Genomic DNA, 13,595 nt, shown 5'->3' with positions numbered 1-13,595 from the left:
TTAGTTGAATCTATTTTGGCTTTAATTTTTAGGTGCTTTTGAAGAAAAGACTGATAAATTAACAAACAATCAAGATCAAATTTTATATTTGATTGTCGCTTAGTAGTGAAGTTTAAACTATCCTATTAAGAAGTTTATTATAAAATAAAGGAATGTTTCTATGCGAAAAATAGTAACAAATTTAATGTTCATAATGGCAGTTTTTATTTTAACTGCTTGTGCATCGAATAGCAAAAAAACGAGTTTAGATAGTACAGCAACAACGGTCAGTGTGGAAAAAGTGAGTCTATCTAAGAGGGAATATGATGCTTTGATTGGGACATGGGAGTGTGTAGACCCTGATTGGTCAGGAGAAAAAGTTTATATATCAAGAAATGATAAAGGGTTGGATATCAAGTATGATGATCGAGAGAACACAAAAACTAAGTTTGTTTCTAAGTCTGATGAATCAGAAGATGTTTACTATCGTTTTGAAAATAAAAAGGAGAAACTTGGGTACAATATTGTCTTGTTGAAGAACGGAAATATTATTCTAAATTTCGGTACCACAAACCCAGAATTAACTGGACTAAGCAAACCGATGGAATATAAAAGAGTTACAAGATAAGTATGTATAGCGCCGTACTTTTATGTGAATTTTAGTTGATCTTAAAGGTAAAAAAGTTTTATCTGTTAGTCTTTAAAATGAGATATCGTTACTATACTCAATTATAATAAGCAAGGAAAGAGCGCGAGTAATTGGTTAGAAGCTCAAGAAGCATTATGTAATGAACAGAGCGTAAAAAATCCCTTAGTAGACTCAGTTATGTTTACTAAGGGGTTTTTCATAAGGATTTGCGCGCCTTTTTGTAGTTCTCACTACATGTTTAGTGTACCATAGTTGAGATATCCTAAAAAATAATTATGGGTAAAGCTAGATAAGTCTCTTAATGCGTTGTTCCTTCAATTGTTTTAACATCTTCTTTTCCGTCAAATGCCACGATTGCTTCGATAGCTTTTTCAAGAGAAGTAATAATATCTGTTAAGCTCATAAAAGGATTTCCCGGTTTATCAACGACTTGGGAGGCAATAAACGGTACGTGAATGAAGCCGCCCTTTATTTCAGGAAATTCTTTGTCAATCATGTATTGAACTTGGTACATAATATGGTTGCAGACAAATGTTCCGGCAGAATTTGACAGCGCAGCAGGAAGCCCGGCTTCTTTGATAGTTTTAACCATTGCTTTTACCGGTAATTGAGTAAAGTAAGCAGGCGCGCCATCTTCGTGGATCGGTACATCGATTGGCTGATTGCCTTCGTTGTCTGGAATACGAGCATCATCTACATTAATTGCTATACGTTCCGGTGTCACAGTATAACGTCCGCCAGCTTGTCCGATATTCAATACGACATCCGGCTGATGCTGTAAAATCGCTTTTTTCGTTACCTCAGCAGATTTGTTAAAAACAGTTGGAATTTCCAGCTTAATAATTTCCGCTCCATTGATTTCGTTCGGAAGCCCCTTCACTGCTTCTAAGGCAGGATTCGTAGATTCTCCGCCAAATGGATCAAAACCTGTAACTAATATTTTCATCGTAATCATCCTCTCTCATCTATTGTAAAACTAAAACGCCAAAAGATACATTAATACGATATGAATGACAATCATAATGAACGCCATTGGAGCTTGTGTCTTAATAACGCCGTTAGGATCTTTCATTTCCAAAAGTGCCGCTGGCAGGGCATTAAAGTTAGCTGCCATTGGTGTTAAAAGCGTTCCGCAAAAGCCGGCAGTCATCGCTAAGGTACCGGCAACCACAGGATCGCCGCCCTGCGCAATAACGAAAGGCACACCAATTCCCGCAGTAATAACAGTAAAGGCTGCAAAGCCGTTCCCCATAACCATTGTAAAGATCATCATACCCAAACAGTAAGCAACCACCCCTACAAAACGATTTCCTTCAGGAACAAAACCGGAAATAGCATTAGAAATAACATCGCCTACACCAGCAGCATTAAAAATGACGCCAAGCGCTGCAAGTAATTGGGGTAAAATCCCTGTCGTTCCAACCGATTGAAACATCCGATCTGTATCATCCAAAACTGTTTTAGGTTTTGCGCGTGTAATGAACATCGCAACTAGTAAAGCAACAATCGAAGCAATTCCGATTCCTACTTGCCCGCCAAGCGGTGTATAAGAAATACCGACAGCGACAGCAGCCAATAGGACAGAAGGGAAAAAGACCCAGCTGCCAATTCTTTTCGCAGATTCTTCGCCTTCTTTTTCACTTAATTCCGCTAACTTTCCAACCTTTACTTGCTTAAACAATGTAAGCACACCAATAATGGCTAATAGTATACCGGAAACCATATAAGGAATGAAATTTCCTGCGGCAAAAATAACTCCCAGAATCAACCAGAAAAGTCCTGTGCCAATACGTGCTTTATTCGTTTTGTCTCTAAAAGCACGAACGGAGGTCATAATAGCCAGCAGTCCAATTAAGATATAAAAGAATTCTAGAATATTTGGTAACAATTCCGCCATTATTTTTCCCCCTCTTTTTTCCCGTATTTTTTCGCTAATTTTCGATCAAAAAGCATATTGGAAATCGCCGTTAAAACAAGAGCAATCAAAGCGATCAACAACGCTAAGCGAGCGATGCTGCCTTCTGATACATCGTAATTCAGATCCTTCAATGTTCCTGCAATTAATAACACACCTGAGGCAGCTACAAAAGTATTTTGGGCAAAGAAGTTTCCGTAATTTTCATTGGCAGCAGCTCGTGCTTTAATTTTATCTTCGTCTGCTTCGGAAAGCTCACCGTATTTTGTCTTTGCAGCAGCCTGCGCCATCGGATTGACAATAGGTCGAACAAATTGGGGATGTCCGGAAATACGAATCCCAAACAAGCCGGCAATTTCTCTAATGGCTGTGTAAAGCGTTAAGAATTTACCCGGTGTCAGCCCTTTGATTTTCTGTATTAAAATAACAGCCTGCTGTCTTAAGCCAAAACGTTCTGATACACCGATCATCGGTAAAGTCAGTAAGAAAATCGTGACTAAACGATTATTTACAAAGGCTTCACCCAGCATAGTGAAGAAGTCACCAATCGAAATTCCTGATACAAGTGCTGTGACTAATGCCGCAATGATAACAACGGCGATTGTGTCGAATTTTAAAATAAATCCGACTAAAATAATCAGAATCCCGATTAATTTGATCCATTCCATCTAATTCATCTCCTTAAAGTAATACCTTATTATAAAGCAATAAATAACATGATGTAAAGAATTATCAAGTATACTGTGCCATTTTTAAAGGGTAAAAAAGACAATGAAATCAAATAAATACAAAGAAAAAACTGTTCTTCTCATAAAAAATGAGTCGAACAGTCTTTTTAGAATGATTGCTTCAGCTACAAAATAAGACCACAAACAAAATAAAAATATTAGATAAAACCTAACAGACTTAATAATGTGTAAGCTAACTCAAAAGCAATTCCAAGAGAATTTTGAACAATATCAACGATACTTAAGCCTAAATGCACCCAGTCACCATAGATCGCACTTTGAACAACCGCACGTATCGAATCAAATAATCCTTCTAAAGCCATCCTCTATCCCTCCTTTCCTTCAAATAGTATACACAAGACAAATTGTAAAAAAAACGTGTTTTTTGCAAACTAAATTTGATTAATTTTGTGAATATAAAATTTTATAGCAATTTAAATGAAAAATAACTCCCGATTGAGAGGAAACAAGCACGACAATAATTATTACCACAAAAAATTTCACAGAGTCATTAAATAACCATTGACATATGACAATTCATTTGTCATAATTTTAATGTAATAATCAAATGACAATGTATTTGTCAAATGACAAAAATTGCACAGGAGGAATAAAAATGACTTTGTACGGAAAATTATTGCAGAGAGAACAAGAAGGAAACTCAATTAAAGTTGGCGTGATTGGAGCCGGGCAAATGGGCTTCGGGATGGTTTCACAAATTTCCACCATTCCTGGAATGGTTGTCGCAGGGATTAGTGATATTAATATAGATGCCGCTAAACGTGCAGCTGACGCATATAATGCAAGCGCAAACAAAAAAAGGTCAATCTTAACTAGCACCGATTTTAAGGAAATTGTCCAATCGCCAAATGTGGAAGTGATCGTTGATGCGACAGGTGTTCCGGAAGTAGGAGCGAAAATTTCCTTAGAAACATTAATTGCTAAAAAGCACTTGGTATTATTGAATGTTGAGATTGACATTACCATTGGCCCCTTAATGAAAAAATTATATGATGCTGCTGGCTTGGTTTATACCGGATCGGATGGAGACGAACCTGCTGCGACTGCTCAAATGTACGAATTCGCGAAAAGCATGGGTATGGAAGTTTTAGTAGCCGGCAAAGGCAAAAACAATGCATTGAAAGTAAGTGCGAATCCTGACACTGCACAAGCTGAAGCAGATTCAAAGAAAATGAACAGTCATATGCTGGCAGCGTTTCAGGATGGAACCAAAACCATGGCGGAAATGAACTTATTATCGAATGCCATCGGCTTTGTACCAGACGTAGTGGGTATGCACGGAATTTCTGCTGACTTGGACGGTACAGTGAACAATCTGGATCTCAAAGAAAACGGCGGCGTTTTGAACAGCTTTGGTGTTGTGGAATATGTGGATGGCATTGCCCCGGGCATTTTCTGTATTGTCAAAGGCCAAAATGAAGGTGTACAGCATGAGCTAAATTATTTAATGAAAAAAGGTGATCGGGATCATCATATTTTATATCGGCCTTATCATCTATGTAGTCTGGAAACGCCGTTAACCATTGCCCGTGCCGTCTTAGAGCATGATCATGCCATTGTACCGCTAGGCGCGCCGATTTCTGAAACGGTAGCTGTTGCGAAAAAAGCGATCAAAGCAGGGGAAAGAATTGACGGAATTGGCGGATTTTGTGTACGCGGCGTTTTAGAAACACATGGGGATATGAAGAAAAACGGCAATATTCCAATCGGTCTCATCGGTGGTTCAGCTGTAGCAAAACGTGATATCCAAGATGGAGCATTCTTAACGTATGATGATATCGAACTAGATGAGTCAATGACTGTTTTCAAATTACGTAAATTGCAGGATGAAACTTTTGCATAAAGTAACAAGTAAAGTATAGGATTTTGCTGAATAAACAGATTTTTCATAACGGCTAACCTTGTGAAAGAAAATAAAATACCCTAGAATAAATAAGTGGCTGTACTTGATGTAATATGTTAAAAGTCAGTCATAAATGCATTTTAATAAATAGCAGAAACAGAAGTTGCTCCTTTTTTGACATCTAAATATTCACAAAGAAAAAAGAATATATCTGGTAAAACAATTCTTGTTGCTGGAAAACATAACAAAAATAATAAAATAATACAGAGTATTTAAATCAATTTTGGCTGATTGCACTTTTGTTTCTGCATAAATAAGAAGGAGGGGATTTATTGAGTAGTCTGGCGGCATTAGCAACCGTTATTTTGTTGCTGCAAACGGTGTTCAGCCTGTATCAGGTGAAGTATTATAATAATTTTGTAAAGAAACTGGCACAGAAATACAGTGAAGCAAAAGGATACCATTTAACAACAGAAGTAGCGAAGCATCTTATGACTTCTATCGTAGCAGTGGTAATAACAGATGAAAAAGATACCATTATTGAGCTATATTTTTATAGCGGCTTAACGATTTTTTCGAGATTTCGACGGTTTAAAACATTCGATGGGAAGCTGTTGGACAGTATGTTACTAATACAACTGGAGCAAGAAAAATCGAAGCTGAAGCAAAAAGTCTTTAAACAACTAATTAACAAAAAAATGGAAGCGATTACTATTTAATAAAATAGGAGGAAATAGTAGATATGAAATATATTGAGTGGTTTGGAAAAAATTTCATCGGCCTTTTTGAAGCCGGCGGTGAAACGTTTATGGGATTTATGACGGGTATTATTCCTTTGCTGATTGTACTGCTGACCTTTACGTATTCGTTGATTGCTTTTATCGGGGAAGACCGCGTAAATAGAGCAATTGAACGTAGTGCGCGTTTTACGCTACTGAGATATACGGTGATGCCAGTGCTGTCCGTTATGCTTTTGACCAATCCGATGGCCTATACATTTGGGAAATTCGTTAAGGAAGTAGAAAAACCAGCTTTTTATGATTCGGTAGTAACCTTTTTGCATCCTGTAACGGGCCTTTTTCCCTATGCTAATGCAGGCGAGCTCTTTGTTTATTTAGGTATTGCCAATGGAGTAATGAAAGCCGGCTACGATCAGGGAAGTTTGGCTGTTCGTTATTTTCTGTGCGGTATTGTTATTGTATTTGTAAGAGGCGTTATTACAGAAAGAATAACGAAATTTTTGATTAGACGTGAGGGGATTACTTTATAATCACATATCGGAGGACAATAAATTATGTATAAAAAAGTATTAGTCAAAAAAGGTACCGGCGGCTGGGGTGTCGGCTTGGAACTTGAACCACAAGGCAAAAAGACCAAAGTGATTTCGGTAACTGGCGGCGGGATTCATCCGGTTGCTCAAGCAATTGCTGATTTAAGCGGAGCAGAGGTAGTGGATGGCTTTGCTAACTCTGTGCCGGAGGATGAAATTATGGCAGCGGTAATTGACTGCGGCGGAACTGCCCGAATAGGCGTGTATCCAATGAAGCGGATTCCCACGATAGATGTTTTGCCGTCCTCTCCATCTGGTCCGTTATCCAAGCACATTACAGAAGATATTTTCGTATCCGGTGTAACGCCTAAAGATATTGAAGTTATGGACGTAGCAGTTGAAAAAGAGCCAGAAGCATCAGCTACTGTTGAACAAATAGAAGTAAAAGAAGCCTCCTTTGACGAAAAATATGCGCAAGCTAAAGCAGAGCATAAAGCGAATAAACAAAAGGAAGACGGTTTTTTGATTAAGTTTTCCAGAGGCATCGGGAAAATCATGGGTGTTTTCTATCAAGCTGGGCGTGACGCAGTGGATATGCTTTTAAAAAATATCATTCCTTTCATGGCCTTTATCAGTATGCTGATAGGGATTATTAATTATACGGGGATTGGCGATTTAATTGCGAACCTGCTGGCACCGATTTCTGATTCTATTTTAGGAATGATCGTGATTGCTTTTATTTGCAGCTTGCCGTTCTTGTCACCTATTTTAGGACCGGGTGCAGTCATTGCTCAAGTGGTTGGCGTATTAATTGGCACCCAAATTGCGGCTGGCTCAATTCCCGTAACCTACGCACTGCCGGCATTGTTTGCTATCAATGCGCAGGCCGGTTGTGATTTTATTCCTGTAGGTTTGTCATTAGGCGAGGCCAAACCAGAAACTGTTCAGGTCGGCGTACCGGCAATCTTGTACAGTCGCGTTGTAACAGGTGCACTAGCTGTGGTGATTGCTTGGATATTTAGTATTGGCATGTATTAATTTTAATGAATGAGGTGGAAAAAAATGATTGAAAGTAAAGTGATAGAAATTGGCGAATTGGTTGCGGCTTTCGCGGAAGAAAAACTTTTGGTACTATTTGGACCGACAGCGACAGCAGAACTAAGATCCATCTGTGTGATCCATGAATTTAACAAGCAGCCGGAGAATCTTTTAAAACCAGGTTTAAAGATGGAGATCGGTGGACAAACCTATACGATTACTAAGGTTGGCGACGCGGCAAATAAGAATTTTGATGAACTGGGACATATTTCTATTTATTTTAGAACAGGTGAAAATGAAATTCTACCGGGCGCAATTATCGCGGAGCCGGAAATTTATCCGGCAGTGAAGCTTAACGACACAATTCGCTTTCATCAATAATTAGCAAAGCAAGCCTGTGTTGTTCGCCCGTAAGTTATTGTGGTATATTAATCATAATGAATAAGGTGGAGGGTCTATTCTATGGATCAATTAGAAGAAAAAGAATTCGTTAGAGTAGCTACAATGTATTATGAAGAAGGAATGACACAGGCTGAAATTGCTAAAAAAATCGGTGTTTCCCGTTCGTTAATTTCTAAAATACTACTAGATGCTAAAAAATCAGGAATCGTTGAAATCTTTATCAATAGTAAAAGTGCGTATACCGTTAATTTAGAGCGCAAGCTAGAACGCAAATATGATCTCAAGCGGGTCATAATTGTAGATACCTCAGAAGTTGAAAATAATGAAATCAGCAAAACGATTAGCCGTGAAGCAGCCTTGTACTTAAAAGAAATATCTAAAAATACTTCCTCAATCGGTATTTCTTGGGGCGAATCATTAAGAGGATTGGTTAGCCATTATCCGTACACTAATCAGTCGGATATCACTGTTTTTCCTCTAATTGGGGGAATGGGAGATGACTATATTGATATTCACTCCAATCAGCTTTGCTATGATTTAGCTAGAAAAATGCGGGCTAAAGCCAAATACTTATATGCGCCGGCACTAGTCTCCAATGAACGCATCAAAAAAGAATTGAAGGACAATCCCACAATTCATGCAGTTTTTGAAGAAAGTAAAACAGTCGATATTGCATTGGTAGGAATTTCCAGTCCCTTTAAAGAAAGCACTATGGTTAAAATTGGTTATTTGAATCAGGATGATTTAAGTGAAATTAAAGCCAATCACGTCATTGGTGATATAAATTCCCGTTTTTTTGATGCAACGGGTGAAGAAGCTGACTGCATGATCAATCGAAATGTTCTGGGTATTAATTTAAAAGAAATCCAGCAAATCCCTACAGTTATGACGATTGCTTACGGAGATGAAAAATTCAATGCCATCCAAGTCGCTGTAACGAAAAAGCTCATTAATGTTTTGATAACCACAGACACGATTGCGATGAAACTGCTAGAAGAATAAGCTAGCATGTTTTAATTATTAATGTTCAATATTTCACAATTACTCATATTTCTCCTTTTTAATTAGAAAAAAGACTAAAAATCCTTTCATGAATAATCATGGAAGGATTTTTTTGTTAGAAAAAGAGTTATGTTGAATGTCGTGCCTCTTTTCATCCCATTTTTTGTAAGCGTTTGAAACAAAAGCTGGGGCTTAATGTGAAAATAACGGTAAATTTATCAGTAAATGGAAAACAGTTGCTGGATTTAGTGAAAATGTTTGTTACTTCGGTTCACTTTTTGTCAGAACGGCCAACTAAATCAGGTCTTAATCGTTATTGCCAATTGTGACCGGGTGACCTATAGTCTAGGTGTAAGGTAATTACATCAAGTCGATCGCTTGAAACAAAAAAATACTGAAGGTGATAGAATTTGTTAAGTGAAATTTTAAAAGAAAGTTATATTCAGCTGAATGTGACAGCAGATACATTTGAAGAAGCAATCATAAAAGCAACTTCACCTCTAGTAAATGACAAGGTTATAACCGAACAATATGTAGAAAAAATCCTGAGTATTTATGAAGAAACAGGACCTTACATTGTTATTACTAAACATGTTGCTTTGCCTCATGCACCAAGTGATGCCGGCGCTTTAAAAACAGCCATTGGAATTACAACCTTGGCAAAACCGGTTATTTCCGGGCATGAAACCAATGATCCAGTGAAATATCTTTTTGCATTAAGTGCTTCTGATGGAAAAACTCATTTGAAAGCGCTGTCTGAGCTGGTCGGATTATTAAGTGATCCAGCCTTTTTTGAACAATTAGCGTCAACGGATCAGCCACAGGAAATTATTAACTATATTAAACAAGTAGAGAGGAATGAAGAAGATGCATAAAGCATTAGTTGCATGTCGTGCTGGCGTTGGTTCCAGCTTAATGTTGAAAATAAAAGTAAATGAAGTAATCAAAGAAAATAATTATCCTATTGAGGTGGAACATTCCTCTTTAGATGGTGTACCAGGCTTTTCAGGTGATTTATTAATCACGTTAACAGATGTGGCGCAGGAATTGGAACAAAAAAATCTGCCGCAAACCATTATCGGCATTACAAACATTGTCGATAAAAAAGAAATTCAGGAAAAATTAGCTGCTTTTTTAAATGCGTAGAATAAAGGAGTGTATGAGTGATGGATTTCATCATTAGTTTTTTAAGTACACCAGCGGTTTTGTTAGGGCTGGTTGCTTTTGTTGGTTTGATTGCCCAGAAGAAAACGGGAACCGAAGTTTTAACAGGAACCTTTAAAACCATTATCGGCTTTTTAATTTTTAGTGCCGGCGGTTCAATCATGACCGGTGCTTTGCAAAATTTCAATACCTTGTTCCAAAAGGGCTTTCATATTGTCGGAGTCGTAGCTTCTCCGGAAGCTGCGACAGCCTTAGCACAAACCCAATATGCTTTGGTTACCTCTTGTACTTTAATTTTAGGGTTTATTATGAACTTGGTGATTGCCCGTATTACACCGTTTAAGAATATTTTCTTCACAACGGGACATAGCTTATTTTTCGCTTGTGTATTGTCATTAATTATTAAATCTTACGGAATTTCTGATGTTGCAGCTATTCTTTTAGGCGGAACTTTATTGGGCTTCTTTTCAGCAGCCTTACCACAGCTTTGTCAACCGTTTATGCGCAAAATTACTGGCAGTGATGCCACAGCCATCGGACATTTTAACATGATCGGCTATGCGTTATCTGGTTATATCGGTAAGCTTTTCAGTAAACACAAAGATAAAACAACTGAGCATATTAATTTTCCAAAATGGTTGTCTTTCTTTAGAGATTTCTTAATGGGTGTTGCCGCTGTTATGCTGGTCTTGTTCTATGTATCAGCACTGAAAGCGGGAAGAGAAATAACGCAGGAACTAGCAGGAACACAGCATTGGTTAGTCTTCCCATTTGTACAGGCCTTTACATTTGCTGCGGGGATGTCTATCTTGATGACTGGTGTACGGATGTTCTTGGCGGAAATTACGGCAGCCTTTGTTTCTATCTCTGAGAAATTCATTCCAAATTCTCGTCCAGCATTGGATGTACCAACTGTCTTTCCTTTTGCCCCGACGGCAGTTATTGTCGGCTTCATCTCTGCATATGCTGCAGGACTGCTCGGTGTCTTGGTAATGGTGGTCTTCAAGTTTCCGGTCGTGATTATCCCGGCAGCCCATATCTGCTTCTTTTCAGGAGGAACAGCCGGCGTTTTCGGAAATTCAACTGGCGGCTGGCGTGGAGCTGTTGCAGGATCGTTTGTCGTAGGTCTGCTTCTGGCTTTCTTACCGACCATTCTGTATCCAGTATATGGCAGCATGGGCTTGGAAGGTTCTACCTTCCCGAATATTGATTACAACGTAGTCGGTATTTTACTAGAGAAAATTTTAAGTATCTTTCATTAATTAACAAATAGAGGCGGAAGCTGCACCTGAAAAAGGAGAAATTCACAAAAATCGGATACGTCAGTATTGATTTGCTTTTGTCCGGTGCAGCTTCTGTTTTTTAGTGTCGCAAGTTTTAGTTTAAAGGAGGATGTATATGTATCAAGAACGATTAGCTAATTATTTTTCAATTACTGAAAAAGAAACGAAACAGATTATTGATAAAACCAGCAGTGAAGCGCTGGAAGCGGCAAGCGAGCTGATTAAGGAAGCTCAAAAACTGGGCGGTCGCGTGCATGTTACTGGTATTGGTAAACCCGGACACGTCGCACATTATATTGCTTCTTTGTATTCTTCAATTGGAACGCCTACGTATTTTTTAGACGGTACAGAAGCGATTCATGGTTCTTCTGGTCAAGTAGAAGCTGGCGATGTGGTCATTGCTTTGTCAAACAGTGGAGAAACGGAAGAATTGAAGAAAACGGTGCAAACACTAAAAAATAATGAAGCAGTGATTATTGGTGTTTCAGGGCGTGAGCATTCTTGGCTGGCGGAGCAGTCAGAGGTCTTTCTTTTTGCAGGAGTAGAAGAGGAAGGCGACACCTTAAATAAACCACCAAGAGCATCGATTTTAGCAGAAATCATTGTTTTGCAGGCGTTATCTATTTTATTGCAGGAAGAAAACCAGCTGGATCCTGAAATGTATTACAAATGGCATCCGGGTGGCAGCTTGGGAGCAGCAATTAAGGGGAGTGTAAAAGGATGAAGGTAGCCGGCATTATTTCAGCAATGGTGACACCATTTACCGCAGATGGCAAAATAAATGAAGCAGCGACCAGACAATTAGTGAATCATTTGATAGATCAACACATTAATGGTCTTTTTATTTTAGGAACAAACGGCGAATTTCATGTCCTGTCAAAGGAAGAAAAGCTTGCGTTTGCAAAGATCGTAGTTGAAGCAGTAGCAGGACGTGTACCTGTCTATGCAGGCAGCGGCGGCAATTCGACAGAAGAGGTTATTGCATTGACCAATGCCTTTGCAGAGGTTGGTGTGGATGCTGTTTCTGTAATTAGTCCTTACTTTGTACCTTTAACAGAGGAAGAGCTTTTTACCCATTATCAAACGATTGCTGCTCAAGCGAATATCCCGATTCTTTTATATAATATTCCGAAAAACACAGGGAATCCTTTGTCTAGTCAACTGGTCGCACGTTTGGCGAAGCTGCCGAATATTATTGGTATTAAAGACAGCAGCGGCGATATTGAGCTAATGAAAGAGCATATTGAGAAGAATAAGGAGGAAGACTTTGTCGTGTTATCCGGGTCAGATTCACTTATCTTAAAAGCACTAAAATTAGGTGCAGCCGGTGCAGTCGCAGCGACCTCCAATGTATTATCAAAGACAGATGTAGCGATTTATACACACTTCAAAAATGGCGATCTGGCTGAGGCTCAAGCTGCTCAGGACAGCATTGAAGAATTTCGCCGTATCTTAAAATTTGGAACGATTCCTTCTGTTTTAAAATACAGCCTTTCCTTTATGGGAATTGATGTCGGCGCACCTCGCACGCCAACGCTACCGGTTGCCGATCCTGAAAAAATACAGGAAATGAACAAAGTGTTAACCGAAAATTACGCTACCGAAAAAATCTAGGAGGTTCTTGCAATGAAAAAACTAGCAACGCTACAAAGAATTATTGATGAAAAATTAATGGCTATTGTACGTGTCGAAACGATTGAACGAGCGCAGGAAATTGTAGCAGGCTGTCTTCAAGGTCAAATCTCTTGTCTGGAAATCAGCTATACGAACAACAACGCCGGAGAAATCATTCATCAATTAAAAGAAATATACGGCGACACATTGGTGGTCGGCGCTGGAACAGTTTTAGATAGTGAAACAGCTAGACTGGCGATTTTACAAGGTGCTGAATTTGTGATTGCTCCCAATTTTAATTTAGAAGTCAGTAAGCTGTGCAATCGATATCAGATTCCTTATATGCCCGGCTGTACCTCAATGACAGAGGTGGTTACAGCTTTGGAGAGTGGTGCTTCAATGGTGAAGGCTTTCCCGATTTCCAATTATTATGGTCCTACATTAGTCGGAGCAGTCAAAACGCCACTACCTTATGTACCTATCCTATCTTCCGGCGGTGCAACTATCGAAAATGTAAACGAATGGCTGGCAGCAGGTGTGGACTGTATCGGTATCGGCAGCTTATTAACCAAAGGCACGACGGAGCAAATTGGTGCGAACGCACAAGCACTGCGAGAAAAAGTAATGAACTTTAATAAGTAGATTTGTTATATATGTTTATTGAAAGGTTTATTTATAAAATATGGT

Annotated in this window: 17 protein-coding genes; 13 read left to right on the top strand and 4 right to left on the bottom strand. The window is 38.8% G+C overall.

All coding sequences use genetic code 11. From position 1 onward, the window contains the following. The first annotated feature begins 160 nt into the window (after positions 1-160). Entirely contained in the window at positions 161-607 is a 447-nt protein-coding gene (locus tag ABH902_RS10310) for a hypothetical protein (RefSeq protein WP_404590638.1), read from the top strand. Positions 608-926: 319 nt separating this feature from the next. On the opposite strand, the gene pcp is transcribed toward ABH902_RS10310, so the two are convergent. From pcp to ABH902_RS10290, 4 genes are all read right to left on the bottom strand, one after another. Beyond that, positions 927-1,574: a pyroglutamyl-peptidase I gene (gene pcp / locus ABH902_RS10305; protein WP_404590637.1), complete on the bottom strand. Its 648-nt coding sequence runs from the start codon at positions 1,572-1,574 to the stop codon at positions 927-929. 30 nt (positions 1,575-1,604) lie between these two features. Beyond that, positions 1,605-2,525: a DUF979 domain-containing protein gene (locus ABH902_RS10300; RefSeq protein WP_404590636.1), complete on the bottom strand. Its 921-nt coding sequence runs from the start codon at positions 2,523-2,525 to the stop codon at positions 1,605-1,607. Next, complete coding sequence (locus tag ABH902_RS10295; protein ID WP_404590635.1) at positions 2,525-3,211, bottom strand: DUF969 domain-containing protein; 687 nt, start codon at positions 3,209-3,211, stop codon at positions 2,525-2,527. The genes ABH902_RS10300 and ABH902_RS10295 overlap by 1 nt, the downstream gene beginning before the upstream one ends. Positions 3,212-3,429: 218 nt before the next feature. Next, a complete protein-coding gene (locus tag ABH902_RS10290) occupies positions 3,430-3,594 on the bottom strand; it encodes a beta-class phenol-soluble modulin (RefSeq protein WP_404590634.1) in 165 nt (54 codons plus the stop codon). A gap of 293 nt (positions 3,595-3,887) precedes the next feature. Here ABH902_RS10290 and ABH902_RS10285 point away from each other — a divergent pair, with 293 nt between their 5' ends. The 12 genes from ABH902_RS10285 (at position 3,888) to ABH902_RS10230 (ending at position 13,550) form a co-directional block, all read left to right on the top strand. Further along, positions 3,888-5,135, top strand: coding sequence for an NAD(P)H-dependent oxidoreductase (locus ABH902_RS10285; protein ID WP_404590633.1), 1,248 nt, complete (start codon positions 3,888-3,890; stop codon positions 5,133-5,135). A gap of 332 nt (positions 5,136-5,467) precedes the next feature. After that, on the top strand, positions 5,468-5,854 hold the full coding sequence (locus ABH902_RS10280; protein WP_404590632.1) for a transcriptional regulator GutM: 387 nt from the start codon (positions 5,468-5,470) through the stop codon (positions 5,852-5,854). A 23-nt stretch (positions 5,855-5,877) separates the two neighbouring features. Beyond that, positions 5,878-6,405, top strand: a complete 528-nt coding sequence (locus tag ABH902_RS10275; protein WP_404590631.1) for a PTS glucitol/sorbitol transporter subunit IIC — start codon at positions 5,878-5,880, stop codon at positions 6,403-6,405. Positions 6,406-6,429: 24 nt separating this feature from the next. Next, complete coding sequence (locus ABH902_RS10270; protein ID WP_404590630.1) at positions 6,430-7,443, top strand: PTS glucitol/sorbitol transporter subunit IIB; 1,014 nt, start codon at positions 6,430-6,432, stop codon at positions 7,441-7,443. A gap of 24 nt (positions 7,444-7,467) precedes the next feature. Continuing rightward, positions 7,468-7,824, top strand: a complete 357-nt coding sequence (locus ABH902_RS10265) for a PTS glucitol/sorbitol transporter subunit IIA (protein WP_404590629.1) — start codon at positions 7,468-7,470, stop codon at positions 7,822-7,824. A gap of 81 nt (positions 7,825-7,905) precedes the next feature. Further along, positions 7,906-8,847, top strand: a complete 942-nt coding sequence (locus ABH902_RS10260) for a sugar-binding transcriptional regulator (RefSeq protein ID WP_404590628.1) — start codon at positions 7,906-7,908, stop codon at positions 8,845-8,847. A 410-nt stretch (positions 8,848-9,257) separates the two neighbouring features. Next, positions 9,258-9,722 carry a PTS sugar transporter subunit IIA gene (locus ABH902_RS10255; RefSeq protein WP_404590627.1) on the top strand — a complete coding sequence of 155 codons (465 nt, stop codon included), beginning with the start codon at positions 9,258-9,260 and terminating at the stop codon, positions 9,720-9,722. Beyond that, complete coding sequence (locus ABH902_RS10250; protein ID WP_154777044.1) at positions 9,715-9,993, top strand: PTS sugar transporter subunit IIB; 279 nt, start codon at positions 9,715-9,717, stop codon at positions 9,991-9,993. The genes ABH902_RS10255 and ABH902_RS10250 overlap by 8 nt, the downstream gene beginning before the upstream one ends. A 20-nt stretch (positions 9,994-10,013) precedes the next feature. Continuing rightward, entirely contained in the window at positions 10,014-11,273 is a 1,260-nt protein-coding gene (locus ABH902_RS10245; protein WP_404590626.1) for a PTS ascorbate transporter subunit IIC, read from the top strand. A gap of 136 nt (positions 11,274-11,409) precedes the next feature. After that, a complete protein-coding gene (locus ABH902_RS10240) occupies positions 11,410-12,018 on the top strand; it encodes an SIS domain-containing protein (RefSeq protein WP_404590625.1) in 609 nt (202 codons plus the stop codon). After that, positions 12,015-12,908 carry a 4-hydroxy-tetrahydrodipicolinate synthase gene (dapA, locus tag ABH902_RS10235; protein WP_404590624.1) on the top strand — a complete coding sequence of 298 codons (894 nt, stop codon included), beginning with the start codon at positions 12,015-12,017 and terminating at the stop codon, positions 12,906-12,908. Before ABH902_RS10240 ends, dapA begins: the two co-directional genes overlap by 4 nt. 12 nt (positions 12,909-12,920) lie before the next feature. Continuing rightward, entirely contained in the window at positions 12,921-13,550 is a 630-nt protein-coding gene (locus ABH902_RS10230; RefSeq protein WP_404590623.1) for a ketohydroxyglutarate aldolase, read from the top strand. Positions 13,551-13,595: the final 45 nt, after the last annotated feature.

Source organism: Enterococcus sp. UD-01, from assembly GCF_044909655.1.
Lineage (GTDB): Bacteria > Bacillota > Bacilli > Lactobacillales > Enterococcaceae > Enterococcus_L.
This window is presented reverse-complemented; position numbering and strand designations above follow the sequence as displayed.